Here is a 23,532-nt window from a genome sequence, read left to right as displayed (position 1 = left end):
TCCCAAACATGAACCCCCATGTAGACCCGGAAGAATCCCTGGGATTCGCACTCAAAAGGCTGCAACAGACCTTGAGATCCAGGATGGACGCGGCCCTCGCCCAGGTCGGCCTGACAACGCCGCAGTACCTGGCGCTCGCCCTGCTGGAAGATCATCCAGGCATTTCCAACTCCGAGCTCGCCCGCCGCTCGGCGGTTGCGGCGCCCACCATGCTCAAGATCCTTGACGCTCTGGCCAAGGCCGGCTACATCGAGCGTGCGGATCGTGTGCCGCGACTTCGGACGCGGGGCACGACGCTGACCACCAGCGGCCGCGACCGGCTCGCCCGGGCGTCGGCAACAGTGAAGGAGTTCGAGATCCTCCTACGGGGCGCGGCGGGGGCGGACGAACCCGTCATCTCGGCATGGCTGCGCACCTGCACCGGCCTGCTGGCGGAGGCGCCCGCCACGCGTGATGCGAGCGCTTCGCCCTCGCCCGGGAAGTGAACCATTGGGATACTGTCCTGTATTGCAAAACCTACGTCTCGAAGTACAGGATGAATGGGTACTGTTCCGATCGAGAGAGGTACTGACATGCCGCTACTGCTGAGTCGCTCGGACCTGAGTCGGCTCGCTACCAACGACGACGAGCTCGACAGCGCCATCGACGCGGTCGAAAGCTCCGTCACCCAGTGCCAGGCCGGCGATCGCGCACAGACCGTCTTCGCGGGGCTGGACCTGGCCAATGGCGATGAGCTGGCCGCGCAGTTGGTGTCGCTCGCGAGCGGTCCCGCGACCCTGCGTGTCTTTCCCAACCGAGTGAAGGAGGCCCGCCCCAACGCATCGCTCGGGGTCCAACTGGACGGCACCACCGGCGCAGTCGACAGCATGATCGCGCTGGACGACTTCAACGTGCTGCGCACTTCGGTCCCTGCCGCAGTCGGCGTGCGCCATCTCGCTCCCGCTGATGCCGCCACACTGACAGTGCTGGGGAGTGGAGTGCAGGCACGCAGTCATGTGCGCACCATCCGCCGTGTGATGCCTGGCCTTCGCCACCTGAAGGTATGGAGCCCAACGCGCGAGAGCCGAACGGCCTTCGGCGCGAGTCTGCGGACCCGACTCGGCGACGATGTCCACGTGTCGGTAGCGGCATCCATCGACGAGGCGGTGGCCGGCGCTGATGTCATCACCGCCGCGGGCCGCTACTCCCTCGGTGAGTCAGCCGTACCCGATCCCGAGGCCGTACGTCCCGGTGCGTTGCTGATCAGCATGACTGGTGCGGGCGGCAACCTCCTCAAGCGTGGTGCCCGCTTGGCGGTACCAACGACTCGGCGCCCTGAACTGGTTGCTTTCGGATTCGCCAGCGGTTTCATCGGCGACGCCCCTCCGCCTGTACCCGCCGATGCCCTGCAACTGGCAGATGTGATCACAGGAAAGGTGCCCGCCCGCGGTTCCCACACGGACACGATCGTGTTCGAGCTGGCCATGCCCTACCAATGGGATGTCCCGATCCTGGCATGGATCCGCGCGTGGGCAGACGAACAGCGGCTGGGCACTGCATTCAACTTCTCCGGCTGAAGGGACGTGGGACGATGTGGTATCTGACACTGCACCGCTGGAGCGGCGACCGAGAAAGCGCGATCGAGGAGGCCCTCAGCGATCACCTGGCATGGATGCACCATCGACAGCTCACGGGCCAGATACTGATGGCCGGGCCCAGCCCCGACCGAGGTCTTGGCATCATCGTCGTGGGCCACATGCCCCGTCAGGCCGTCGATGACCTCTTCCGCAGTGAGCCCTTCGTTGCCGGAGGGTTCCGCGAATACGAGGTCATTCCCTGGGAGGTGCACCATCTCCTGGGAATCGGAGGTTTCACCGTTCCGGCAGTCACCGCGATGCTCGCCGACGAACGCGCCCATCAAAGTGGGGCAACGGACACCGGCGGGAATTGAGCGTACGGGCCCCGGCGCAGCAGTGCCGAGCCCGGTGACCGGCCCGCAGCGGACCTTGGTGTCCCACACGCGGTGACGCGGGCTCCTCGGCCTGCATTGGACCTATGCTCGCAGGTAAGCCGAGTCCTGAGGCCGCCGCATGTCGCGTCCCGGACCGCCGGTGGAGCTCGTCCTCGGCGTAGAAGCGGACGAACTTCTCGTACGGCAAGCGTCCTTGGCGCCGCCAGGTCGATGAGGGCAGGGATAAAGGTGATGCGGTCGCTGCCGCCTTCAGTGACACCACAAACGGTCCGTCCGTCGATGAGAGCACTGATGTCGAAAGAAGCCCGGCTTCCGGCGGTCGGCGCTCCGATGACGGCGACTGTTCCGTTGGCGGCAATGGCGGTGGAGGCCAGTTCCGTCAGGGACGACACGCCGGTGGTTTCGAGGACGTGGGTCACACCGGTGGGGCCGGCGCTGTCGGCCAGACAGCGGCCGAGGTCCTCCGTTCCGCTGTTCACGGTATGGGTGGCGCCGAGTTCGGTAGCCAGAGCCAGGCGCCACGGAACGACGTCCACGGACACGATGGTCCGGGCGGCCGTGAGCCGCGCCGCCATGACCGCCGACAGGCCGACCGCTCCGGCGCCGAAGACGGCCACGCTGTCGCCGTGCTCAGGCCTGAGCAGGTTGAGGATGGCTCCGGCACCGGTCTGGATGCCGCAGCCGACAGGCACCAGCAGGGCGAATTCGTCGTCATCGGCCCCGTCGACGCGGACCACGCTCTGGGCGGAGACGACCGCGTACCGGGCGAGGGAAGACTGCCCGAAGAACAGGCCGCCGAGCGGTGCTCCCTCCGGTGTGCGGATCGGTGTCGTGCCGTCCGGACGGGCCGCCTGGAAGTTCAGCGGGAAGTAGGTGCCGCACGCGGTGGGCCGGCCGGTCCGGCACGAGGTGCAGCGGCCGCAGGAGTTGAAGGAGAGCACGACGCGGTCACCGGCTGCGACATCGGTAACCGAGTCGCCCACGGCTTCGACGATTCCTGCTCCCCCGTGGCCGAGCACCGCGGGCAGCCCGCCCGGCCAGGACGGACAGGTCTGTGTGGCACAGGCCGATGGCGACGAGGCGGACGAGGACTTCGCCAGGGCCGGGACTCGAGGACGGCACGTTCCCAGTGGAAGGTGTCCTCGCCGGCGCGAGCCACGGCGACGGCGGTTGGTGTGGGCAAGAACTTATTCTCCCGGTGCGAAGGTGGGGGCGCGAGCCGACGCCGCGGCGGCGTCGGCTCGCGCGCTCAGCGGCCGGGCTTGAGGAGGATGCGCCCGACGACGTCGGTGCCTTGTTCCATGAGTTCGTGCGCCTGCGCGGCCTCCGCCAGCGGAAAGCGCGCGGCAATCGGCGAGCGCAGCCGTCCATCGGTGAGGAGGCCCAGAACCCGCAGCGCGTCGTCGTGCCGTGCTCCGCGGACCCCGACGACGTCGGCCTCCAGACGGGTGAGGTCGAAGACCGTGAACGGCAGGGGCCCGGGCGGACTCTGTTCTCCGGCCGCCGGACAGAGCCGGCCACCGAGCCGCAGAACATCCAGTGCGAGGCGCAGCAGATCGCGGCTGGCCGAATAGTCGACGGCGTGATCCACGCCCTCACCATGGGTGAGGTCCCTGATGACCTCGGCAGCGGTGTCCACATCCTGGGTGACGACGATCTCGGCGTCGACGACTGCCCGCAGGGCGTCGGCTCGTTCGGCATGCCGGGTCGTGGCGATAACACGCAGTCCGAAAATCTGGGCCAGTCGGATGGTGGCCAGACCCATCGGGCCGGCGGCCCCGGTCACGAGCAGGGTATCCCCCGCAGTGACCCGCAGTACCCCGGTGGCTGGTGTCGAAGGGCCACAGCGTGACCGCCGCCTGTTCCAGGTCGGCGTGGTCAGGCACCGGCAGGAAGAGTCGTTCGTCGCGCACCACGTACTCGGCATAGGCGCCCGGCGCCTGGTGACCTGGGACAGCGATGCCGGTGGACAGGTTGCCAAGGTCCCGATACGTCTCAGGTGCGTGAGGATTCTCGGGGTGGACAACGGCCGCCACCCGGTCTCCTGGACGCGGCAGACGGGTGTCCGGCCCGGTGGCGACGGCTGTCCCTGCGGCCTCCCGTCCCAGTTGCTGGGGCATGGGGAAGGGGTTGCGGCCGGGGAGCCGGGTGCCGGGCTGCGGTCCGCGGCGGTACTTCAGGTCCCACCCCGAGACGGCCGCGGTGTCGACGGCCACCAGCACGTCGGTGGGACCGAGGGCCGGCAGCGGCCGCTGCTCGTAGACCAGTTGTTCGGGACCACCGTGATCGTGGACCCGGACGGCGGCCGTCGTGGTCGGCAGGGACGTCACCTGGTCTTCTTGCACAGTGCCGCGGCGACGGCGGGGATGTCCTGCGGCCCCAGGACGGCCGCGATGTAGCGGTCGGGCTTGACCAGGACAAACCGGTTGCGGGCCGTGGCGAGGGCTGCCTCCAGGCGGCCGTCCGCGTCCGCGACAGCTTCGCGCACTCCGGTCGTCGGCGGTATGCGGTCGCCGAGCGCCACATCGATCCGTCTGATGCCCAGCGTGTCGTCGGGCCAGTGAGTGCCGTCGAAGCGTCGCCAGGCGGCGTCCGGGACATCGACGCCCAGCAAAGCATAGGACTGGCCGAGGACCTCGTCGAACCAGAGCGGGTGCAGGCTCGGGGGGACCAGGACCCGTGGCTGCGGCAGCTGCGTGCCCGTCAGGGAGTGGTCACCGACGACCAGGCCGGCCTCATGCCGTGCTGAGGGCCGGAACCGCATCTCGGTGAGGTAGCGACGCCCCTTTGGTACGCGCAGCAGAGCACGGGCGGCGATGTCGCGTACGAGAGCGCGACGCCGGTCGGTGGTCATGACGACATCACCGAGGCGTTCGGAGTAGCGGACCATGGCGGTGGCGTGCGGGCGCCGCTCCGCTTCATAGGTGTCGAGGAGGCTCTCCGCGGCCCGGCCGTGCCACACGTCGTCGATCTTCCACGCGAGGTTGGCAGCGTCCCGTATACCGGAGTTGAGTCCCTGGCCGGCGAAGGGCGGCATCATGTGCGCGGCGTCGCCGAGCAGCAGCGCGTACCCGTCGCGCCACCGGTCGGCGACGACGGCGTTAAAGGTGTACGCGGTGCAGCGTTCCACCTGATCCTCGGTGAGCAACCGGTAGGGCGCGACCAGCCTGCGCACCGTCTCAAAGTCGGGCCGTGCACCCTTCTCGCCCTCTCCCGGATGCAGGAGGAACTCGTAGCGGCAGCGGCCGCCTCGGCCGGGCACGATCACCGTGGGCCGTTCGGGGGTGCCGTGATGCATTCCGTAGCGCTCGTCGTGAAGGTCACCGGTGGTGTCGGCGACCAGCCAGACGTGCTGGTGGCTGGTGCCGGTCATGCCGATGCCGCGCAGTTCGCGCACGGTCGAGCGGCCTCCGTCGCAGGCCAGGACCCAGCTGACTCGCAGGTCTTCGGTGTGGGTGCCCCCGGGGGTTCGGATCGCGGCGGTGGCGCCGGTGCCGTCGGGGTTGTCCGTCACGGTGAGCAGTTCGGTGGAGAAGCGGATGTCCGCCTCTGAACGGGATTTCAGCTCGTCCAGCAACAGCTTCTCCAGTTCGGGCTGGGCGAACTGGTTCTTGAACGGGAAGCCGAGGCGGTAGGGCTGCGGGCCCCGGGCGTGGAAGAGGGGCCGACCCTTGCGGTCGTAGTAACGCGTGCCGGTACCCGGGACGACGATCTCCATGACCTTGTCCGCCAGACCGGCCGTCTGCAGCGTCCGCAAAGACTCGTCGTCCAGGCTGATGGCCTTGGCCTCGTCACTGGTGGAGGCGTTGCGCTCGACCAGGACGAGGGGAACTCCGCGGGCCGCGAGCAGGTTTGCCACGGTCAGGCCGACGGGACCGCCTCCGACCACAAGTACGGGAAGCCGGGATGCGGCGCTCACGGGTTGACCACCGCCATCCAGATCGGCTCGGTCCGGTTCTGCATGGCGGCGACCGCCTCGTTGGCCTCGGCCAGCGGGTAGCGGTGCGTGATGAGTTCATCCGCGTCCAGGGCGCCCTGGCCGAGCAGGGTGAGGGCTTCCCTCGCATCGGTGCGGGTGCAGGCGCGGGTGCCGACGATGCGCCAGCAGTTGGCCATGACGGCGACCATGGGGAACATCAGCGGGCTGCGGTTGGCGCCCATGTGCACGAGGCTGCCGCCGGTCGCCAGCGCGGCGAGCGCCTGCGAAGTGGCCGGCCCGTCCGGTACGAAGTCGAGTACGGCGTCGGCTCCCTGCGGGACCAGCGCGCGCAGGGCTCGGGTGAGACCGCCTTCCTCAGCCCAGTTCACGGGCAGTTCTTCGAGTGCCACGCTGTCGGTGCGCACGTCACCGGCGAGGGGCTGGACAGCCGCCAGCCGTTCGGCACTGCGGCCGACGAGGACGAGCCGGGACACCCCGAAGTGCCGGGCGAGCTTGACGGTGGCGGTGCCCATCGTGCCGGTGGCGGCGGTGACCACGAGCGTCGCCCCCAGCGGCAGGTCGGCGCACTTCAGGGCACGTATAGCGTTGGCGAGATCGTGAGCCTTGGCGCCGACGTCGAAGGACACGTTGTCGGGCAGCGGGTCGACGAGCCAGTGCGGCACCCGGATGTACTCGGCCAGCCCACCGTCGTGGTAGCGGTCGTACAGCGGCATCGGGACGTCACCGAAGGCGGCGTGCCCGATCATCGCCTGCTGCGGGCACATCATGTCGCGGTCGGACCGGCAGTAGCCGCAGGTCCGGCAGTTCAGGTTCGGGTGCACCCGCACGCGGGCATCCGCGTCGATGCCCTCCACTTCGGTGCCGACGGCGACTACGTTGCCGGCGGCCTCGTGGCCGAGCGTGGTGGGCAGGTGCTTGAAGGCGCCCTGGGCGAGCAGCGTCATCATTCCGGGGGCGAGGCCCGCGGACGCCACCTTGACGAGAACGTCGTACGGCCCGGGCTCGGGAGTGGCTATCTTGTGCAGGTGTAGCGCGGTGGAACCCTTCTGGGCACGCGCGGCGAGCATGGTGGTCATGACGTGCGGCTCCTGCGTCGTTCAGGGCTGAAGTGCGGCCAGGCGTTCGGGGGTGTAGGGCTCGGCGGTCCTGGTCGTCTCCGCGATCTGCGGCAGCTCGCGGTCGGAGAACAGGGCGATGTGCTCACTCGCCTCGCCGCACACGCTGGTGTGCGCGATGCCCAGGGGAATGCGGACGAAGTCGCCCGGTCCGAGTTCGACGATGCCGCGCTGGCTCACCAGGGTGCGGTGGCCGCTGATCTGGTACTGGATCTCGTTGGCATCCAGGGTGCGCCGGTACACGCGCGGGCCCTCGGCCCGCAGCCGTACGATGCCCAGGCGGAAGCCGACGGAGTGGTACAGCCAGGTCATGCCGGCCTCGTCCGCACCGGCCAGGACGGTGAGGCGGTCCTTCTCCGCGTTCACCTGCTCCAGCAGCCGCCGTTCGTCGACGGGCGCGACGGTGATGTCGTGCCCGGGGGCGCCCATGCACTGGGTGACGGCCTCGTTGACCGCCCCGGGCTCCCAGCCGGGGAAGGGCGGGAACACCGTTCCGGAGCGACGCAGGGGGGCGCGTTCCTCTCTAACCGGAGCCGGGGTGTAGAAGAGCAGATGGCTCTCGCGGCGCCCCCAGTTGTCGTGGGCGACTCCACGGGGGATCCGGGAGAACTCGCCCGGCCTGTGCTCGACGACACCGAGTTCGGTCATCAGGGTGCGCTCGCCGTCGATCTGGTACGAGATCTCGTCGACGTCGCAGTTGCGGTGGTAGAAGGGCTGCCGGTTGTCCATCGTCTGCCATTCGATGCGGATCTGGGCGCTCTCGTAGATTCCGCGCGGCGGAGCGAAGGGCACAGCCTCATACTCTTTAGGGAAGTGCACCACGCTCAGTGGCTCGCGATCCCTCCAGAGCTTCACGGGAAAAGGGTTGGGGTGCGGGGGCGAGAGCAGGAGGTGCTCGTCGCGCTCGACCGAGCGGGCGGGCTCGTCGGAGCAGACGACCGCGATGACTTCGGTGACGGTGCCCATGGAACGTCCTTGTTTCGTCCGGAGGTGATGGGTCAGGCGGTGGCGGGCAGATGTTTGTCGAGGAAGGCGTGGGTGCGCTGCCAGGCGGTCCTTGCGCTGTCCTCGACATACATGTGCGGACGGGCATCGCAGGCAAAGGCGTGTCCCGCGCCTTCATAGACGTAGCTCTCGAACTCGACGCCCGCGGCAGTGAGGGCCCCCTCGATGGCGGCGACCTGTTCATCGGGGATGGTGGGGTCCGCGGAGCCGACGTGCAGCAGCATGGGGGCGTCGATGTTCACCGCGCGGTCCACGACCGCGTGGGGGCCGGCAGCGATGCCGGGACCGTAGAAGACGACGGTGGCGCCGAATCCACTGATGGCGGTGGCGGCGGTGAAGGCGGCACGGCCACCGAAGCAGAATCCATTGATCGCCGTGCGGGAGGCGGGTACGCCTTCCTCCGCCCGGAGATGAGTCAGGACGGCCTCGATGTCAGAGACGATCTCGTCCGGCCCGATGGCACCGATCAACGGCATGGCCTCGGCGTGCTGCTCGTAGGCGAGAATACCGACGCCGTTGCGGTGGAACAGGTCGGGGGCGAGGGCGAGGAAGCCGTGGGCGGCGTAACGGCTGGCGATGTCCTGGATGTGGTCGTTGACTCCGAACGCCTCCTGTAGCACGATCACGGCCCGGTCGGCGGGCCGATCAGGCCGTGCGACATACACGCGCATCGGTCCGTCCGCGGTGGAGACGGTGGTCCAGTCGGTCGTGATGGCTGCGGAGTTGGGCTGGTCGGTCATGGTGCTGTGTCCTTCGTGTGCACTGAGTGGGAGCGGTGTGACGGGAGTCGCACCGGCTGAGGAAAGGGGGAAGCGGGCCTCCGGTGTCAGGTGGTGTGAGGAGATGCCCCCACGGCGGCGAGCGAGCCAGCCGCCTGCCGGACGAGGTAGCGGTAGCCGGCCTCAAGCTGGCTGTCGGGCCAGCACTGGGCGCGCTTGGCGCGCGCTTCCCAGGCATCGGAACGTACGACCGCGGGGCCGACCGCTTGTACCCGCAACTGGACGGCACAGGCGCGGTCGAGGAGTACGGCGTGCATGACGGCCGCCGCGGCGGTCCGCCCGGCGGCGACGAGCCCGTGCTTGGGCATGAGGGCGGCGGGTGCGGCGCCGAGGGCCGTGGTGAGCCTCTTTCCCAGGTCAGAACTGCTGACGAGCCCACCGGTGTCCCGGAACCTCGGCACGTCGTCACCGGAGAACAAGGCGCCCTCGTGGGAGAGCGGCATGAGCGGCACGTCCAGGGTGGCGAATGCGACGGCCGACACCGCGTGGGTGTGCACGGTGCAGTTCAGTTCCGGCGACGCCCGCAGGATTTCCAGGTGGATGTGGCACTCCTTGTGCGGGACACCCTCTCCGTGCAGCACCTCGGCGTCGTAGGAGACGAGTTGAAGCCGGTCGTCACGGACCTCTTCGAGGCCCCAGCCCGGAGCTTTGATCCAGATGCCGCGGGCTTCCGGGTCGCGCACAGCCGCGTGTCCCCAGACCATGTCCCCCTGACCGGCCGCGGCCAGAGCGTGGGACGCCTCCACGGCAGCCCTGCGTGCCTGGGCGGGAGTCATGCCGTGGGCAAGGCGTCGTAGTAGCGGGCGGCCCCCGGATGGAGGGGGATGGGGGCCTTGCCGATGGTCACGGGGTCGAGGGGGTAGGTGATCGGGCTCCGCTCGGGAGCCAGGTGCCGGTACTGCCCTTCGATGATGTGACGCGTCTCCCCCAGCACCCACGCGATGGCGTAGGCGACGTCGTCGGCGAGGTCGGCGCGGGCGCACACGAGGAAGTCGGAGAAGTCGAGGGTCCTGAAGGCGGCCCGGCCAGGGAAGTGGTGGTCGTCCACGACCGCCGCCGGCCAGCCGAAGTCGTCGTTCAGGCCGGCGAGGACATCGTCCTCGACCTCGAGGAAGTTCAGGTCGCAGCCGATCTCCTGCCAGACGGGCAGCATGATCGCCTCGTGGACGATGGCGTTCGCCCGTCCCTCCTTCACGTGGTCCAGTGATTCGAACGGACGCTCGTCCTCGAGCAGTTCACCGCCCCAGCCGACGACGTCGACACCCGACCGCGTCAGGACCTCGTGAGCCGCAAGCCCCACATGATTGACCCCGTCGTGCACGGACGTCGCGAGCCGCAACATGGGCCTGTGCTGCCGCAGCTCGGCGAAAGTGGTGATGCCGAGGTCCTTGTGCAGCGCCACGACCAGCCGGTCCCGCTGCGGCACCACACCAAGAGCTCGCAGGTCCGGGAAGGACTCGTCGCGGTAGACCCCGCGCCCGTCGAGCGCCGCGGCCGCGAAGGCAGCTGGGGTCGTGAGTGCCACGTGCACCTCTCCGTGTCCCACTGCTCGCACGGCGTCGCTGTAGCCCCTGCTGTTCCAGGTGGCAATCCGGGTGCGGGAGCCGCAGCGGTCCGCGAGTTCCTGGGCGATCCAGCCGCAGACCCGATGCAGGTTGGCGCCGCCCCAGTCGCCCCGCAGATGCAGGGTGAGGGAGCGATCGATCTTGGGCTCGGCCGGTCGCCCGGGAGAGACGAGGGAGGGACTCATAACGACTCCTGTCCTAGAATGAGGGACACACGTCCTGCTAAACGGTCAGCATAGAAGGCGGAAGGCCGAGACGCGAGGGGAGAAAGGCACGAATCTAAACCTATACCTCTAGCTCTAGACTCATTGGTGGCGCCGTCCGACATGAGGAAGGAGTAACGGAGTCTCCCGCGTCAGCCCGAGAGGCCGACGCGGGGTGGGTCGGCACCGCCGCAGCCCTGGCAAGCAAGAGGCGGTGCCGGCGCGCGAGCTGCCATGAGGTGGCTCCGCGCACTTGCGAGCCCGCCGAAGCTGCCCCACGCGCGGTGGGTTCCGGTTGCCGACCAAGTGCGGGCGACGGTGGCAGCTGCCGCTCCGGCCACCTGCTACGAAGCACGGCGGCTTCTGCATGCCGTCGGGCGGCTGGCCGTGCAGGCCGATCTACAGGGTCTGCCGCGGGATCCGGGAGTGTGGCTGCGGACGGAGACGATCGACGCTTTCGTGCTGTCGGCCAGCCCGGGCCGGGAGGGCTCGAGAGTGCTGACCTGCCGAGCCTGGCTGCGCCGCACACGGGAAGCACTCGTATGGGTCGAGCGCGGGGAGGCACCGCCCGTGCGGATCCCCTCCCCGCGAAATCCCCAACCACCCTACAAAAACGATGAGTTGGTCAAGCTCGGGACTGGGCCGGGCATCTGCCCGGGCGGGCCCGGTGGGACGGGCTGGCACTGATGGCACTCGGCGCGGGCTGCGGTCTCACCTCTGGTGACTCCGCCAGGTCCGAGGTCATCACATCGACACCACCAGCGGCGTTCCGGTACCGGACGAGAACCTTCTGGGCCGGCTTGTGGCCTGCCGGGCGGGCTGGAGCGGGACCCTGACCGAGCCGGCCGAGGCCGCTGGGGATGCCTACCTGTTCCGGCCCGGCCGGAAGGTCGCGGTGGCAAAGAACCTCGTGTCCTCCGAGGCCGGCCCGCCACCGGCCGCCCAACGGACTGCCGGCCTTGTCGACCCGGCGGCTGCGGTCGACCTGGATCGTGAACCTCCACTTCCGGCAGGGTCAACGCAGAGATCACCGTCCTTAACGACGGGCAGATCACTCAGTCAACTGCCGATTCCGCGATCGGCAAGGCCCCCGAGGCCCAGATCGCCCGCATCCTCTCACTCGACGTCGACGGCACCAACTTCCCACGCCTTGCCGACGCCGACCCGGTTGTCGCCGGCCTCCAAGCCGAGTTTCCGGGGCTGCGGCCCGTGCTGTTCTACTCGCCCTACGAAACCGCCGCCTGGACGACCATCGGCAACCGCATCCGCATGACCCAGGCCGCCGTCATCAAGGACCGCCTCGCACGGCAGCACGGCCAAGCCGTCGATGTCGCCGGACAACGGCTGCACGCCTTCCCCACCCCGGCTGTGCTGCGCACCCTCGACCACATCCCGGGACTGAGCGACATCAAAATCAAGCGCCTCCACGCGCTCGCCGACGCAGCCCTCGACGGACATCTCGACGCTGCCACCCTCGAGTTCACACTCACCGAGCTGAAGGAACTCCCCGGTGTCGGACCGTTCTCCGCCGAGTCGATCATGATCCGCGGTACCGGACACCCCGATGTCCTTCCTGCCACCGAACCCCGCGTCCACAAGGCGATGGCTTCCGCTTACGGCCCCGACGCCACGGCCGCGAATAGCCCCGAGCAACTCGCGCTGGTCGCCGACGCCTGGCACCCCTACCGCAGCTGGGTCGCCCTCCTCCTGCGCGCTCACGCCCAGGGCCAGACCGCCGCCGCGCGGTAAGAACCCAGACATGGCCCATCTGCATCCGAAGCCGTGTGCTGCGCTCGATGGCGGATCTTTGCCGGTGGAGCCCTTGTACCAGCCATGCAGCAGCCGCACTCACCCAGCCCAGCCGAGATCACAAAGTCGGCCCACCGCACTGGCGTGTATCGCTTCACAGGACTAGAGTCCTTATTTATAGGACGACCCTCTAGGGGTTGGTGAGTTGCAAGTCCGACGAGGTATCGGGAGTGCAGGATGTCTACGCCGACGACCACAGCTGCAGTCTGGGTGTTCGAGCACGGCGGTCCGGAAATGCTCGTATACGGGCGCCATCCCTTGGGCGAGCTCGGGCCGACGGATGTACTCGTGACTGTGGACACGGCCCCCGTGTCCGGCTGGGACCTGAAGTACCGACGAGGGCTTCAAGCCGGGACGAAACTGCCTGGCCGCAACCCTTTTCCGATGCCACAACAACTTGGGCGAGAGGCCGCTGGCACTGTCCTGGCCACCGGGCCCGAGGTGAAGGGGGTGCATGTCGGAGATCGCGTCGTCGCCGTCGTACATCCGGAGAACCCCTTCGCGTTGGAGACGTACCGCGGTCGGGGCAACCTCTCCAGCGGCATAGCCGTTCCGGGCCATCAGTCCCTCGGGAGCTACGCCGAATACCTGGTGCGTGACGAGCGACTATGGCTGCCGCTGCCCGATCACGTCGACCTCGAACAGGCCGCGGCCATCCTATGGAGTCACGGCACCAGCCACCGTGTGCTGCGTGATCGGCTGCGCGTGACGCTGGGGGACACCCTGCTGGTAACAGGTGCAGCAGGACCCATGGGCCTGGCCACCCTGGCTCTGGCCCGCCTCTTCGGAGTGCGCACCATCGCCACGACCCGCAAAGCCGACAAGGCCGCCGGCCTACGGGCGGCAGGCGCGGACGAGGTGGTGATCACCGACGACCTCAAGATGGCGGGTGATGCTCTTCTGGAACTGACGCGTGGCCAAGGAGTCGACCATGCGGTCGACTACTCGGCCAGCGCCGCGCTGCTACGTCTGGCACTCGATGCGCTGCGCCTGGGCGGCAGGCTGTGCCCGGCCGCGGGAGAGCAGAACCCGCCTGGCCCCATGCCTTTCACCGTCTTCGACCTGACCCGCCTCGAAACGGACATCGTGGGTGTTCGAGGTGCCCGACACGAGGACGCGTTGCGGATCCTCGATTTGCTCGTCAACGATCGGCTGCACACCCCGATCGCGGCCCGCTTCCCTCTGGCGAAGGCCGCCGACGCGCATGCCCTGATGGAGAACGCGAGGGACATCGTCGGCCGCATCATCCTCAAGCCGCACCTCTGATGTCCTCCATGCATTAGAACCCCCAACGGACCATAGCCCGCTCGAAGCTCTCAGCGTTGAGACTGAAGGAGGCCGTACCGTGGCAACCATTTCCGGCGGCACGCGATGTCCACACGATGATGGTCGCCTTCACCGTCAAACCGGAGGAGCAGGACATGCTCGTCGAGTGCTTGCGCGGGGGCACTGCGGAGCACTCCAAGTTCGACGGGTTCCTTCCAGGTCGACGCGCATGTCTACAAAGTCGTCTCCGTGACAGAAGCCTGACCGAGCATCACCTGACAACAAACCCGACGAAAGACACAGCCGTCCTCTTGCGCCTATTGGCATGGCATAGCGGTACGGCCATTCGGGCTGGCTGCGGAGTAGCCGGTTCACCTATCCCTCTCGGGGCGCTTCCGCCCCACTTAAGGAGCCGACGTGATCGATCTGAGGAACATCGACGCGGCAGAACCCTTCCTCAAGCAATTGCAGGGCGAGGACAGCGGGCCCATCACCCTCATCAACACCTTCGTCGTCCCCGAGGGTGAGATGCAGAGCGTCCTCGACCTCTGGCAGGAGGACTCCTTCATCATGAAGGCCAAGCGCGGCTTCATCTCCGCGCAGCTCCATCGAGGTCTGGGAGACAGCAACATCTTGACGAACGTGGCCGTTTGGGAATCGGTCTCGGCCTTGCGAGACGCCTTCAGCAGCGAGGAGTTTCAGAGCCTGCTGCCGCAGTACCCCGACGGCTCTTACTGTTATCCGCACGTCGTCCGAAAGGTCGCCGTGGAGGGGGTCTGCGTCGCATGAGGTCACCCGGCGTTCTCAGACGGCGGAGGATGAATGGCGCGCGATCGATGAACTCATGAATGGCACAGGGCTCTTCACCATGCTATTCGGGCGACTTGACGACCCGACACCCGCACGGGCCGACATCGGCCAAGGCGTTGCCTGCTACACCACCGACGAGCGGCTCCTACTTCTGCTTCCCGGCCGTCGGCCGGACGCTGCGGCCGCGATGGCCACTGCGATGCGCGTGCAGGATCCCACCATCAGCGTATGCAGCCACGACGGTACCGTCACTGCCCTCCCGAACCAGCCGACCTTCACCTGCGAAGCTACGGACAGGTACCGGGCATGGATCACGCTTGCCACCACGGCCGAAGAGCTGCGTCCCCTCGTAAACTACAACATCGCTGAGACCGTATTGGAGATCCGGCACTTGCCCGGGTTCATCTCCGCCTCCTTTCTGGTGCAGTTCGACGAGCCTGTGTTGCACGAATTCGTCGAATGGGAAACCAGGCAGCACCTCGAGGCAGCGCAGCAGGACCCCCGGTTCGCGCGTCACCTTCCGCGAATCGCCGCCGTCGCCACCGCCGATTTTCACTCTCTGTCCGCCGTAGCACCTTCCCGCGCCTGGGCCGTGAGGGGATTCGGGGACGGAGGGCCTGCGGTGGGGGAAGACCACAGCGCGGGGGGCCTGGCCCGGTGATGCCCGCAAGGGCTGCTCCAACAGCGTTTCGCCCTTGTCCCCTTGCGGTCGGCTCGGGGCGCGGTGACGACGTTTCCGTCGTTCCGTTTCCCCGAGCCGCTGTCAACCCCCTCTCAGCGTGGAGACGATTATGCGGCCAGTCCTTCAGCGAGAGTGCCTCAGTAATCAAGCTCGTAGTCGATCAGGCTCTTGAACCCGCACACGCTGTGTAGCCACGCGTTGTAGAAGTCGGTGATCCGGGTGGCGGTCCTGATCCGGGCTTCGGTGCCGGGGAGACGGTGGGTGCAGACCTGCCGACGGGAACTCCTGGACCGCACCCTGATCTGGAACCACCGACACTTGCTCCACGTCCTGCGCGAGTTCGAGCAGTTCTACAACCAAAGCAGCCGCGGCGGCCGCGGACTCGGCCGGTAGTTCGGTCATGGCGGTGCGCGGCATGGCCCACAGGCGTAGCCGCGGGAGCGGAGCCGATCAGCTCCGCTTCCTTCTGCCCGGATCCCATGCCTCATCCGGCAGATCGCTCGGGTACGACTCGCGCCCGCCCATGCTTTCCAGCGGACCGTACCCCGGGCCAACCGCGAAGCCCCGGAACCGGACAACCCGCCGTCAAGCGCGACGACACCTGTCAGACACCCGCACGACGGGCCTGTTACCTCGGCGCCCAGGTCCCGGCGAGCGGTGTGGTCATGCACACACCCTCACATACTGCTCACTGCCCGAGCTCCGCCACGATGGGTCTTGCCGGCTGTCGACTCTTCATCCTCCACAGGTAGCGGGATGGATGTGCCATGAGATGAGACCTGTACTCGTGATGGCAGAACTCTGAGCTTAGGTTCGATAGCGCTGTGTGGGCGTGCGCGGTGACATGGAGAGGGGCCCAGGTGGGCGGGACGTTGGTAAGGCGTCCTTGAGGAGACGAGGCCATACGGTCGACCTGCTTATTCCGATACGGTGGGTGTAGTCCGACATAGCCAGGGAAGGAAGGCGTGAATGGCAGACGCGGGGGACGCCAGCTCGGCACGGTACCCACTGGGTCCAACGATGATCATGATCCTCCAGGGGCGTCTTTTGGAAGGACGGGTAGAGGACTCACTGAAGGGCATCGGCCTGTCCCTGCGACGCCTGGGCCTCTTGGGGCACCTGCGACATGATCCAGGCATATCGTTCAGCGCACTGGCGCGGCGAGCGGGGATCAAAGTGCAGAGCCTGCATCCCATCATCGACGCGCTGATCTCTGACGGATACGTCGCCACCGTCGGGAGTGGGGGGCAGGGCCGCGCAGCGGTGATAGAGCTGACGGACCGTGGTGTGAAGGTGCTCGAGCGGGCAACCCAGTTGATCGCGGACTACGACCACGAGGTGTTCGCCGAGGACGAGTGGAAGGACCTAGGAACAGCGCTTACCCGTTTGGAGGAGGCGTTGTGGCGCGAGCGTATGGCCTCATCCGGTGGAGTGACCGCTCCGGCGGCGCCCCCCGTTGCCGGGCGTCCTTCCCGAGGCTGACGTCTTCTCTGAGTCCGTGGGAGCTTCCTTTCCTTGGGAGTGGTTGTTCGGCCATGCCCTGCGAGGGCGTTTGAAGTAGGCAGATTGCCCTTGATGCCCTGGCTAGTGCCGCATCAGGCGACGTTCGCCCTGCCGACTACCTGACGTAGGTGTTCGTCGGCGGCGTGCTTGTTCCGCCAGATGATGTAGCGGCCGATCATGCTCCCCTGCTCCTTGTGGCCGGAGTGGTCGGTGCCGTCCAGAGCGAAGCAGCGCAGGGCGGTGAACTGGGCCTCGATGCGGTTGAGCCAGGAGCTGTTGGCCGGCGTGTAGGCGAACTCCACGTTGTTGGCCGCGGCCCGGTCACCCACGCGGGTATCCTTCTTCGTGGTCAGGTGCGGGGAGAAGTTGTCGAGCACGATCGCGATCCGCATCGTGGGCGGGTAGAGGCTGCGCAGGTAGCGGCAGAATTCCAGGAACCTCGTCCGGTTCTTCTTCGGCTTGATGTGGCCGTAGAGCTTGTTCTTGCCCAGGTTGCAGGCGGCGAACAGGTGCCGCACTCCGTGCGAGCGGGTGTAGGTCGCCCGCACGGCGGGGCCGGGGCTCCCTGTCGGGGTCCTTGTGCCGTCCACTGTGCCCGGCCCACTGTCTCCCCGGGTGGGGCTGGAGGCTGAGTCGGGCCGAACTCATCCAGGCATAAGACGATTTCAGGCTCGCCCTCCTCGGGTACGACCTCGCCGTCGGCGATGGCACAGAGGTGCTCGACGCGGGCCTTCTTGGCGGCGTAGTCAGGGTCACGGGAGGTCTTCCAGGTCTTTTATGCGGGGCCGTTCACGGGCCCAGCCAAGGAACGGAGTCATGCCACCTGGGTTGCTCTGGTCGTCCGGCTTGCCGTCGACCAGGAGCCGCTTGCCGTTCCGGGTCACCGTCCACAGGACGTCCTTGTGGCAGTCGGGGCAGGGGCGCAGCTCGCGCGGGATGGGAATCACCAGCGGTCACCCGGCCTCGCCTGGGCGTTCGACCACGGCCCGGTCCGGCGCGTAGTCGCCGCGACGGAGCGGCTTGGACCACAGCCGCCCCTCAGAACGGCCGCTGCAACCGCCCCGACCCCACAGGCAGCCCTTCGCGGGGGCGGGCGGGGTGGGCGGCCACCGGGCATCGGCGGCCTCCCCCGCAGCCGTCCCGGCCTGGCGGGTCAGGTCCCAGATCGGCACCGTGATGTGCGGCCGCGTCACAACGTCGCCGAGCCGCATGTCCGGGCCGACCACGTGCTCGTCGGAGTCGTCCGACAGCACACCCACCGTGAGGACCTGGCCCTTGCGCTTCCTGTCGGTCAGCCCGTCGATCGCCGCCTTGAAGCTCGGGTACCAGTTCGCGGGGTCCCGCACACGCCTCGTGGCCGGGAAGTACACGCCGCGGATGTAGATCCATTCGAGCCTGGAAATGCGTGCCAGCGTGTCAGCCGCGGTTTCGTCGCTCGATGTGGAAGTGAACCATGGCATGTTACGGTACTAAGTACCACTTGGAACTTGATACCGAGGAGTCTGCCATGGATAGCCGGACCATCGTGTTGACCGGCGTGACCCGCGGCTTCGGCCGCGAGACCGTCGAGTTGCTGATCCGGGAACGGCCGCAGGACCACTACGTCGTGCTGGCTCGCCGCGGCGGCGAGCGCCTCGCTGCGGAACTCACCCAGGCCACCGGCGCTTCCGCGGTCACAGGCGTGGACTGTGATCTTGCTTCGCTCGCCGAGATCAGGCGGGCGGTGGAGGAGATTCTGCGTGGGCTCGACACCGGGTACCTGCCGCCGCTGGGTGGCTATCTCGGCAACGCCGGCCTGACGGTCACGACGACCGAGAAACGCACCACGGACGGGTACGAGATGACCTTCGGGGTCAATGTGCTGTCCCACTACCTGCTCGTCAGGGAGCTGCTGCCCCGGTTTACCGGTCCGGGCTGGATCGTGCTTACCTCAAGCGACTGCCACTTCGGGCAGTTCCGCTATACGCTCGGCGCCACGCCGCCGCCGCGCTGGGAGACGCCGGAACGACTGGCCACGCCTCGTGCCGGTGGCGCGCGGGAGGCCGGGCGGGCGTACGCGACCAGCAAACTCGGCGTCATCTACCTGGCCCACGCGCTGGCCCGCCGCCTGCCCGAGAGCGTCGGCGTCTACTCCTACAACCCTGCGCTCGTCGCGGGCACCGATTTCTTCCGCCACGCCCCGGGGCCCGTGCGGGGCGTGCTCAACGGATTCTTCCAGCTTCAGCGATTCCTCGGCCGGGGCATGACGCCGCAGCAGGCGGGCGCGCGGCTCGCTGAGACGATCCTGACCGGGCTGACCGCTCGGACCGGGTCCTACCTCGATCGCGGCCGCCACGTGCCGTCGTCGCCGGAGTCGCACGACGAGGCCCGCGAGGAGGAGCTGTGGCGCGAGGCCGCCCGCCTCGCCGACGCTGACCGCCGGGCGGAACGAGCGGATATCCTGGACGAATGAGCGCGAACAAGTTTCCGGTGGAGTCATTGCGGGACCGCAAACGCCGCCAGACCCGGGAACGGATCATCGAGACGGCCTTCGCGCTCTTCATGGAGCGGGGGTTCGATGTCGTCACCGTGGACGAGATCGCCCAGCGGGCCGAGATCGGCCGCACCACCTTCTTCCGCTACTTCGGCGACAAGCAGGAAGTCGTCTTCTCCACCGAGGACGACTTCCTGCGCGCGCTCACCGCGGCCATGCGCGATGCGCCCACCGAGCCGCTCCAGGATCTCGCGCAGGCACTGGCCACATCTCGGCGGTTGCTGCTCGCGATCTGCACCGAGGCCGCCCGCAACCCCGGCCACTACGCGGTTTACCACCGTCTGGTCAAGCAGCACCCCGAGCTCGAAGACCGCCACACCCGCAAGACCCGGCACTACGCCGACCTCCTCGAGAAACACCTGATCGACCACGGCACCCCGCCAGCCACCGCCGTCCTCGCCGCCCAGTTGACCGTCGCCTGCTACCAGGCGGCGTGGCGCCTCGGCAGCCACGACGCGACGGCGGTGCTCCGCGAGGCGAATGACGCCTTCGACCTCCTGTTGGGCGCCACCGCCACATAACCGGCGGACTGGCCTTTGCTCAGCCGGGACATACGCAACCTCGCAGCGGGCTCGACCACCAGTCCAGTACTCAGGCAGACACAGTTCCCGATCAATCAGCCGAAACCCCGCCACTGTGAACTCGATTGCCCCGGCTCTCCCACCGGCGCCGCCCCCTTTCCCCGGTCCTGGTGCGCCATGGCCGCCAGCAAGGCGTGCGCGAGCATGGCCGAAGTGATGTGCCGGTACCAGCCCACGTAGCGACGGTCTGCGTACTGGTCCGAATCGCACTCGTTCTTCGCGGCCAGGAAGCACTCTTTGATCGCCCAGCGCGTCCCGGCAGTTCGCACCAACTCCTGAACGGTGTCCGGGTCGCTTGAGGAAATCGGTGGTGACTGTCGCAGCGATCTCTTCGTCCCGGGCCAGCCAGTGGATCGCGGTAACACCGGGGAGAGACCTTGCAACGCCCGCTTGGCCATTCAGGCGTTGAGCAGTGTCATGTGCCGCGCCCAAGCCCACGTCCAGTGGAGCTTCATCACCCTCATGACCCGCCGTGCCTCGCATTGCGGCGGGCCCGCATCGGCCACGAATTCGACCGTTCAACCACCCAGCGTTTGGGCAACAAGACGAAGTCCTTGACGTCCTTGGGCCGGGAGACGGCCTTGACGGTGATGCCGAGGGTGGCCTGGGCCCAGGTCCTGAACTCGTCTCCGCCGTAGCCATTGCCCGCCCAGACCAGCACGATCTCGGGGTGCTCGGCGTGAAGGCGGGTCAGTAGAACACGGGCAGCGTCACGGTCCTGGACGTCGGACGGCGTGACGAGCGGGTCGAGCAGGCCGACTCGATCAACCAGGTCCGGAACCGTCCGCGTCGACGGCCACCCCCGGCATCCGCCGGTTCTTGGGCGGCTGGGATGACGGCGGCTGCCATGAACGTCCCAGTACGAGCTGCCGCCGATCTGAGACTGCTGAGAGCCTCGGTGTTCTCAGCGGTGTGCGTGGCGCTGTCCGCGGGCGGACACGTGCTCGCCTCGGGCACCGGGGTCTCCCTGTGGTCCCTGGCGGCCGGCTGGGCCGCGGTGCTGTGCCTCGTGGGTCCCCTGGCCGGACGGGATCGGTCGCTGCCCGGCATCGCGCTCGCTCTGCTGGCCGGTCAGTTCGGTCTGCACCTGATCTTCTCCCTCGGCCAGGGCTCCACGGCCCCCGCTCTGGCCAACCGTTCCAACCATGTGGTGGCGCTGGCCGAACGGTTCCTGTGCGGTGGCCATGCGGCGCATCTGACACCGGACAGCGCGGCGCGGATCCTGCGGCAGGCGCACATCGATCCGGACCGGGCCCTCCCCGTCACGCATGGCTGGCATGGCTGGCATGGCTGGCATGGCGGGCCACGGTGGGCACGCGATGACGCTGAGCTCGATGTTCACGCTGCCGATGCTCACTGAGCTCCACGACCGACTGCGCGACAAGGTGCGCCAGAAGGAGGGCCGTTCGCCGGACCCGACGGCCGCCATCGTGGACTCGCAGTCGGTGCGGGCGGCCGCGAACATCCCGCGCTCGACGTCCGGGTGGGACGGCGGGAAGAAGGTGGGCGGCCGCAAGAGGTAGGCGGTGGACTGCCTCGCCCTGGTCCTGGCCGTGGTTGTGACCGCAGCGAGCGTGCAGGACCGCGACGCCGCGGTCCCCCTGCTGGAGCGGCTGCGCGAGTTGTACTTCTCCGTCCGCCTGGTGTGGGCCGACGGCGGTTATACCGGCAGCTTGGTCGGCTGGGCAGCCGAGAAGCTCCGTCTCATCCTCGAGATCGTGAAACGCACCGACGACACCACCGGGTTCGTGGTACTGCCACGCAGGTGGGTGGTGGAGAGAACCCTGAGCTGGCTGATGCGTTCGCGTCGACTGGTGCGTGACCACGAGACGCTGCCCGCCATGCACGAGGCCATGGTGCTGTGGTCCATGACCATGCTCATGAACGGCCGTCCGGCCGGACGCCGCCCGGGTCCCTTCAGTCGGCCGGTCCCGCGAAAGCGGTGAACACCCCCGGCCGCACCTGCTGGGCCCGCCCCCGCTCCACCAGGCGTTTCGCCTTCGACCGAAGTCCCTCGACCTTCGCCGGGACCGCTTCCAGGTCCAGGGCCATGGCCAGCTGCTGGCAGCGCATGCCCTCCCGGCCCGCATCCGACGCCAACAGCACCGACACGATCCGCTGACAGTCCGGCGCCAGGACCGACGCTGTCATGCCCTCGACCCGTCCGGCACCACCGCCCCCGCCACCGCGCTTCCCACCGGCTCCGCAACCGCGGAAGACGGCTCGGCCAGCACCTCGGCCACCGTTGCACGGGCATCCGCAAGACGCTGAAGTGCGCGTTCCGCGTCGCCGAGCGCGGCCTGCACCCGCTCGGCCTCCTCCCGCAGCCGCGCGACTTCCAGCACCTTCTTCTCCCGGGCCTCCAGCAGACCAAGCACCGACGGCACCAGCCACCTCCACGAGCGACGCGAGCGGACGTACCTTCCCATCTCTCCCGCCGCCAGCAGGAGTTCATGCCCACCCAGCCCAAACCAAACGATCACGTTCGGAGAGCGGAAGGCGTCTCAGTGCAAAGTGCACAGCGGACGTCCTGGTGAGCGGGGCACGTCACGTCTGTGGGGTGTCTCGTATCCCTGGTGCGTAGGAGAGTGATCAGTGTCGCGACCGCGAACGCGACTTCGAACAATGAGTAGTCCCGAGTCGCGGATGGCAGGCCACCTCCGTGCACGACGAGGATCCCGGCGACGATGGCGGGCAGGCCCATGCCCAGGTAGCAGATCACGTAGATCGAGGAAAGGACCCCTGCGCGCTCGTGTTCCGCAACCAGTGGCACGACGGTGCGCATCCCGCCCTGGAATCCCGCACCGAAACCGATCCCGGAGACGAAAGTGCTGGCAAAAAATCCAGTGACCGAAGACGCTTCGACAGCCACCAAGGTCCCGAGCGAGCCGAGCACGAGTAGCGCGGTTCCCAGGAACATCACAGTCCTGGCGGGCGTGCGGGCGAAGGCGACGGTAGTGACGGACGACACCACGGTGAGCACGAACAGTCCAAGACCACCGATCACCACGGAGCCTGTGCCTGACAGTTGCTGGGCCAGGGCCGGGGCGAGTGATCCGTAGAAGCCACCGAGCGACCACACGGCGAACAGCACCGGTGCCACCGCGAGGAGAGTACGCCGCAGGTGCCGGGGCACCACGAGTTCGGGTACGAGAGCGGCACGCAGTCCGTGCCTGCGGGCGGTGGTTCGCGGAAGCAGCGCCACGCCGAGGGCCTGCACGGCGAAGACCCCGATGAACACGACGTAGACGAGCCGGGTGGGTGCCGGCAGATACTGGACGATCAGTCCAGAGAGCAAGGCGCCGATCCCGGTCCCCAGTCCGGGGGCGACTGCGTTGGCGCGTGTGCCGCGTTCGCGGTCGATGTCCAGCATCGCCGCGCCGAGTGTGCCCAATGCGCTGCCGGTCGCGACTCCTTGCAGGATCCGCCCGGCGAACAGGGCTCCGATGTCGTTGGCTTCGCTGAACGCGACCATGGCGACGGTCTGCAACGCCAGCGCGCCCAGAAGCACCGTTTTGCGACCGAGATGGTCGGATGCCCTGCCGAGCACGAGTAGCGCGGACAGGACGGCGATGGCGTACGTGCCGAAGACGATGGTGGTTGTTATCGGCGAGAAATGCCATTGGTCGGCGTATGTGGCGTAGAGCGGCGTGGGTGCGCTGGAGGAGGCCAGGAAGGAGATGATGATCGAGGCCAGCAACAGGAGGCTGCGATGATCCGGACGCTGGAGGGTCTTCATGGGGAGTTCCAAGTAGGTGATTACCCGTTCTTGGACTCAGGGTTCAGGGCC

28 protein-coding genes and 4 pseudogenes are annotated in these 23,532 nt (G+C 68.0%); 14 read left to right on the top strand and 18 right to left on the bottom strand.

Going from position 1 to position 23,532, the window contains the following annotated elements:
• Window positions 1-8 precede the first annotated feature (8 nt).
• From NQU54_RS24685 to NQU54_RS24675, 3 genes are all read left to right on the top strand, one after another.
• On the top strand, window positions 9-485 hold the full coding sequence (locus NQU54_RS24685) for a MarR family winged helix-turn-helix transcriptional regulator (protein WP_257633029.1): 477 nt from the start codon (window positions 9-11) through the stop codon (window positions 483-485).
• A gap of 87 nt (window positions 486-572) precedes the next feature.
• Complete coding sequence (locus NQU54_RS24680; RefSeq protein WP_257633028.1) at window positions 573-1,556, top strand: hypothetical protein; 984 nt, start codon at window positions 573-575, stop codon at window positions 1,554-1,556.
• Window positions 1,496-1,930, top strand: a complete 435-nt coding sequence (locus NQU54_RS24675; protein ID WP_257633027.1) for a YciI family protein — start codon at window positions 1,496-1,498, stop codon at window positions 1,928-1,930. The genes NQU54_RS24680 and NQU54_RS24675 overlap by 61 nt, the downstream gene beginning before the upstream one ends.
• On the opposite strand, the gene NQU54_RS24670 is transcribed toward NQU54_RS24675, so the two are convergent.
• The 9 genes and pseudogenes from NQU54_RS24670 to NQU54_RS24630 form a co-directional block, all read right to left on the bottom strand.
• Window positions 1,897-2,934, bottom strand: a complete 1,038-nt coding sequence (locus NQU54_RS24670) for a zinc-binding dehydrogenase (RefSeq protein WP_257633026.1) — start codon at window positions 2,932-2,934, stop codon at window positions 1,897-1,899. The two genes, NQU54_RS24675 and NQU54_RS24670, sit on opposite strands and share 34 nt — an antisense overlap.
• Before the next feature lie 266 nt (window positions 2,935-3,200).
• Window positions 3,201-3,737, bottom strand: coding sequence for a zinc-binding dehydrogenase (locus NQU54_RS24665; RefSeq protein ID WP_257633025.1), 537 nt, complete (start codon window positions 3,735-3,737; stop codon window positions 3,201-3,203).
• A 151-nt stretch (window positions 3,738-3,888) separates the two neighbouring features.
• A pseudogene (locus NQU54_RS24660) lies at window positions 3,889-4,167 on the bottom strand (alcohol dehydrogenase catalytic domain-containing protein); the annotation flags it as partial.
• Window positions 4,168-4,277: 110 nt separating this feature from the next.
• The gene (locus NQU54_RS24655; protein ID WP_257633024.1) at window positions 4,278-5,870 is read right to left on the bottom strand and encodes a bifunctional 3-(3-hydroxy-phenyl)propionate/3-hydroxycinnamic acid hydroxylase; all 1,593 of its coding nucleotides are present in this window, start codon (window positions 5,868-5,870) and stop codon (window positions 4,278-4,280) included.
• A complete protein-coding gene (locus NQU54_RS24650; protein WP_257633023.1) occupies window positions 5,867-6,967 on the bottom strand; it encodes an alcohol dehydrogenase catalytic domain-containing protein in 1,101 nt (366 codons plus the stop codon). Before NQU54_RS24650 ends, NQU54_RS24655 begins: the two co-directional genes overlap by 4 nt.
• A 21-nt stretch (window positions 6,968-6,988) precedes the next feature.
• The gene (locus NQU54_RS24645; protein ID WP_257633022.1) at window positions 6,989-7,972 is read right to left on the bottom strand and encodes a cupin domain-containing protein; all 984 of its coding nucleotides are present in this window, start codon (window positions 7,970-7,972) and stop codon (window positions 6,989-6,991) included.
• Window positions 7,973-8,004: 32 nt separating this feature from the next.
• Window positions 8,005-8,751 (bottom strand): dienelactone hydrolase family protein, encoded by a 747-nt coding sequence (locus tag NQU54_RS24640; RefSeq protein ID WP_257633021.1) that lies wholly within the window; start codon window positions 8,749-8,751, stop codon window positions 8,005-8,007.
• Between the two features lie 86 nt (window positions 8,752-8,837).
• Complete coding sequence (locus NQU54_RS24635) at window positions 8,838-9,566, bottom strand: class II aldolase/adducin family protein (RefSeq protein ID WP_257633020.1); 729 nt, start codon at window positions 9,564-9,566, stop codon at window positions 8,838-8,840.
• Window positions 9,563-10,540: a TAXI family TRAP transporter solute-binding subunit gene (locus tag NQU54_RS24630; RefSeq protein ID WP_257633019.1), complete on the bottom strand. Its 978-nt coding sequence runs from the start codon at window positions 10,538-10,540 to the stop codon at window positions 9,563-9,565. Before NQU54_RS24630 ends, NQU54_RS24635 begins: the two co-directional genes overlap by 4 nt.
• A gap of 1,020 nt (window positions 10,541-11,560) precedes the next feature.
• Here NQU54_RS24630 and NQU54_RS24625 point away from each other — a divergent pair.
• The 6 genes and pseudogenes from NQU54_RS24625 to NQU54_RS24600 all read left to right on the top strand — a co-directional run.
• Window positions 11,561-12,307 (top strand): annotated as a pseudogene (locus NQU54_RS24625) (DNA-3-methyladenine glycosylase family protein); the annotation flags it as partial.
• Window positions 12,308-12,544: 237 nt separating this feature from the next.
• The gene (locus tag NQU54_RS24620; RefSeq protein WP_257633018.1) at window positions 12,545-13,633 is read left to right on the top strand and encodes a quinone oxidoreductase family protein; all 1,089 of its coding nucleotides are present in this window, start codon (window positions 12,545-12,547) and stop codon (window positions 13,631-13,633) included.
• Between the two features lie 417 nt (window positions 13,634-14,050).
• Window positions 14,051-14,422 carry an antibiotic biosynthesis monooxygenase family protein gene (locus NQU54_RS24615; RefSeq protein ID WP_257633017.1) on the top strand — a complete coding sequence of 124 codons (372 nt, stop codon included), beginning with the start codon at window positions 14,051-14,053 and terminating at the stop codon, window positions 14,420-14,422.
• A gap of 55 nt (window positions 14,423-14,477) precedes the next feature.
• On the top strand, window positions 14,478-15,104 hold the full coding sequence (locus NQU54_RS24610) for an NIPSNAP family protein (RefSeq protein WP_257633016.1): 627 nt from the start codon (window positions 14,478-14,480) through the stop codon (window positions 15,102-15,104).
• 282 nt (window positions 15,105-15,386) lie between these two features.
• Window positions 15,387-15,518, top strand: a complete 132-nt coding sequence (locus NQU54_RS24605) for a hypothetical protein (RefSeq protein WP_257633015.1) — start codon at window positions 15,387-15,389, stop codon at window positions 15,516-15,518.
• A 627-nt stretch (window positions 15,519-16,145) separates the two neighbouring features.
• Window positions 16,146-16,607, top strand: coding sequence for a MarR family winged helix-turn-helix transcriptional regulator (locus tag NQU54_RS24600; protein ID WP_257633014.1), 462 nt, complete (start codon window positions 16,146-16,148; stop codon window positions 16,605-16,607).
• Window positions 16,608-16,720: 113 nt separating this feature from the next.
• Here the strand turns inward: NQU54_RS24600 and NQU54_RS49360 are convergent, their stop codons facing one another.
• The 3 genes from NQU54_RS49360 to NQU54_RS24585 all read right to left on the bottom strand — a co-directional run bounded on the left by NQU54_RS49360 (window position 16,721) and on the right by NQU54_RS24585 (window position 18,088).
• Complete coding sequence (locus tag NQU54_RS49360; RefSeq protein WP_257633013.1) at window positions 16,721-17,176, bottom strand: transposase; 456 nt, start codon at window positions 17,174-17,176, stop codon at window positions 16,721-16,723.
• Window positions 17,177-17,380: 204 nt separating this feature from the next.
• On the bottom strand, window positions 17,381-17,575 hold the full coding sequence (locus NQU54_RS50185; protein WP_257633012.1) for a hypothetical protein: 195 nt from the start codon (window positions 17,573-17,575) through the stop codon (window positions 17,381-17,383).
• 6 nt (window positions 17,576-17,581) lie between these two features.
• Complete coding sequence (locus NQU54_RS24585) at window positions 17,582-18,088, bottom strand: hypothetical protein (protein WP_257633011.1); 507 nt, start codon at window positions 18,086-18,088, stop codon at window positions 17,582-17,584.
• 47 nt (window positions 18,089-18,135) lie between these two features.
• On the opposite strand from NQU54_RS24585, the gene NQU54_RS24580 reads away from it, so the two are divergent.
• Together NQU54_RS24580 and NQU54_RS24575 are read left to right on the top strand one after the other, a co-directional pair.
• A complete protein-coding gene (locus NQU54_RS24580; protein ID WP_257633010.1) occupies window positions 18,136-19,080 on the top strand; it encodes an SDR family NAD(P)-dependent oxidoreductase in 945 nt (314 codons plus the stop codon).
• Window positions 19,077-19,682 carry a TetR/AcrR family transcriptional regulator gene (locus NQU54_RS24575; protein WP_257633009.1) on the top strand — a complete coding sequence of 202 codons (606 nt, stop codon included), beginning with the start codon at window positions 19,077-19,079 and terminating at the stop codon, window positions 19,680-19,682. The genes NQU54_RS24580 and NQU54_RS24575 overlap by 4 nt, the downstream gene beginning before the upstream one ends.
• 95 nt (window positions 19,683-19,777) lie before the next feature.
• Here NQU54_RS24575 and NQU54_RS24570 read toward each other — a convergent pair.
• The 3 genes and pseudogenes from NQU54_RS24570 to NQU54_RS24565 all read right to left on the bottom strand — a co-directional run.
• Window positions 19,778-20,026, bottom strand: a pseudogene (locus tag NQU54_RS24570) (IS701 family transposase); the annotation flags it as partial.
• 55 nt (window positions 20,027-20,081) lie between these two features.
• Window positions 20,082-20,225 (bottom strand): annotated as a pseudogene (locus tag NQU54_RS50655) (hypothetical protein); the annotation flags it as partial.
• Window positions 20,203-20,496 (bottom strand): transposase, encoded by a 294-nt coding sequence (locus NQU54_RS24565; RefSeq protein ID WP_372506016.1) that lies wholly within the window; start codon window positions 20,494-20,496, stop codon window positions 20,203-20,205. The pseudogene NQU54_RS50655 and the gene NQU54_RS24565, both read right to left, overlap by 23 nt.
• Before the next feature lie 93 nt (window positions 20,497-20,589).
• Between NQU54_RS24565 and NQU54_RS24560 the strand changes: the two genes are divergently transcribed.
• Genes NQU54_RS24560 through NQU54_RS24550 form a run of 3 tightly spaced genes read left to right on the top strand, consistent with a single transcriptional unit; the run spans window position 20,590 to window position 21,688 of the window.
• Window positions 20,590-21,102, top strand: coding sequence for a hypothetical protein (locus NQU54_RS24560; RefSeq protein WP_257633007.1), 513 nt, complete (start codon window positions 20,590-20,592; stop codon window positions 21,100-21,102).
• A complete protein-coding gene (locus tag NQU54_RS24555) occupies window positions 21,077-21,265 on the top strand; it encodes a hypothetical protein (protein WP_257633006.1) in 189 nt (62 codons plus the stop codon). Before NQU54_RS24560 ends, NQU54_RS24555 begins: the two co-directional genes overlap by 26 nt.
• Before the next feature lie 3 nt (window positions 21,266-21,268).
• The gene (locus tag NQU54_RS24550; protein ID WP_257633005.1) at window positions 21,269-21,688 is read left to right on the top strand and encodes a transposase; all 420 of its coding nucleotides are present in this window, start codon (window positions 21,269-21,271) and stop codon (window positions 21,686-21,688) included.
• Here NQU54_RS24550 and NQU54_RS24545 read toward each other — a convergent pair.
• From NQU54_RS24545 to NQU54_RS24535, 3 genes are all read right to left on the bottom strand, one after another.
• Complete coding sequence (locus NQU54_RS24545; RefSeq protein WP_257633004.1) at window positions 21,660-21,893, bottom strand: hypothetical protein; 234 nt, start codon at window positions 21,891-21,893, stop codon at window positions 21,660-21,662. The genes NQU54_RS24550 and NQU54_RS24545 overlap by 29 nt on opposite strands.
• The gene (locus NQU54_RS24540) at window positions 21,890-22,129 is read right to left on the bottom strand and encodes a hypothetical protein (RefSeq protein WP_257633003.1); all 240 of its coding nucleotides are present in this window, start codon (window positions 22,127-22,129) and stop codon (window positions 21,890-21,892) included. Before NQU54_RS24540 ends, NQU54_RS24545 begins: the two co-directional genes overlap by 4 nt.
• Window positions 22,130-22,221: 92 nt before the next feature.
• On the bottom strand, window positions 22,222-23,481 hold the full coding sequence (locus NQU54_RS24535; protein WP_257633002.1) for an MFS transporter: 1,260 nt from the start codon (window positions 23,479-23,481) through the stop codon (window positions 22,222-22,224).
• Window positions 23,482-23,532 lie beyond the last annotated feature (51 nt).

Source organism: Streptomyces malaysiensis subsp. samsunensis (genome assembly GCF_024519315.1).
GTDB classification, from domain to species: Bacteria; Actinomycetota; Actinomycetes; order Streptomycetales; family Streptomycetaceae; genus Streptomyces; species Streptomyces malaysiensis.
The sequence above is the reverse complement of the archived record's forward strand: the minus strand, read 5'-3'. Positions and strand labels throughout refer to the sequence as shown.

Bases quoted from the DNA above. Each gene is read 5' to 3' on its own strand.
- NQU54_RS24640 (WP_257633021.1), bottom strand. From the start codon at position 8,751: ATGACCGACCAGCCCAACTCCGCAGCCATCACGACCGACTGGACCACC.
- NQU54_RS24680 (WP_257633028.1), top strand. From the start codon at position 573: ATGCCGCTACTGCTGAGTCGCTCGGACCTGAGTCGGCTCGCTACCAAC.
- NQU54_RS24545 (WP_257633004.1), bottom strand. From the start codon at position 21,893: ATGACAGCGTCGGTCCTGGCGCCGGACTGTCAGCGGATCGTGTCGGTG.
- NQU54_RS24675 (WP_257633027.1), top strand. From the start codon at position 1,496: ATGGATCCGCGCGTGGGCAGACGAACAGCGGCTGGGCACTGCATTCAA.
- NQU54_RS24610 (WP_257633016.1), top strand. From the start codon at position 14,478: ATGAATGGCACAGGGCTCTTCACCATGCTATTCGGGCGACTTGACGAC.
- NQU54_RS24560 (WP_257633007.1), top strand. From the start codon at position 20,590: ATGAACGTCCCAGTACGAGCTGCCGCCGATCTGAGACTGCTGAGAGCC.
- NQU54_RS24620 (WP_257633018.1), top strand. From the start codon at position 12,545: ATGTCTACGCCGACGACCACAGCTGCAGTCTGGGTGTTCGAGCACGGC.
- NQU54_RS24645 (WP_257633022.1), bottom strand. From the start codon at position 7,972: ATGGGCACCGTCACCGAAGTCATCGCGGTCGTCTGCTCCGACGAGCCC.
- NQU54_RS24630 (WP_257633019.1), bottom strand. From the start codon at position 10,540: ATGAGTCCCTCCCTCGTCTCTCCCGGGCGACCGGCCGAGCCCAAGATC.
- NQU54_RS24575 (WP_257633009.1), top strand. From the start codon at position 19,077: ATGAGCGCGAACAAGTTTCCGGTGGAGTCATTGCGGGACCGCAAACGC.
- NQU54_RS24535 (WP_257633002.1), bottom strand. From the start codon at position 23,481: ATGAAGACCCTCCAGCGTCCGGATCATCGCAGCCTCCTGTTGCTGGCC.
- NQU54_RS24635 (WP_257633020.1), bottom strand. From the start codon at position 9,566: ATGACTCCCGCCCAGGCACGCAGGGCTGCCGTGGAGGCGTCCCACGCT.
- NQU54_RS24650 (WP_257633023.1), bottom strand. From the start codon at position 6,967: ATGACCACCATGCTCGCCGCGCGTGCCCAGAAGGGTTCCACCGCGCTA.
- NQU54_RS24600 (WP_257633014.1), top strand. From the start codon at position 16,146: ATGATCATGATCCTCCAGGGGCGTCTTTTGGAAGGACGGGTAGAGGAC.
- NQU54_RS24585 (WP_257633011.1), bottom strand. From the start codon at position 18,088: ATGCCATGGTTCACTTCCACATCGAGCGACGAAACCGCGGCTGACACG.
- NQU54_RS24555 (WP_257633006.1), top strand. From the start codon at position 21,077: ATGTTCACGCTGCCGATGCTCACTGAGCTCCACGACCGACTGCGCGAC.
- NQU54_RS24685 (WP_257633029.1), top strand. From the start codon at position 9: ATGAACCCCCATGTAGACCCGGAAGAATCCCTGGGATTCGCACTCAAA.
- NQU54_RS24580 (WP_257633010.1), top strand. From the start codon at position 18,136: ATGGATAGCCGGACCATCGTGTTGACCGGCGTGACCCGCGGCTTCGGC.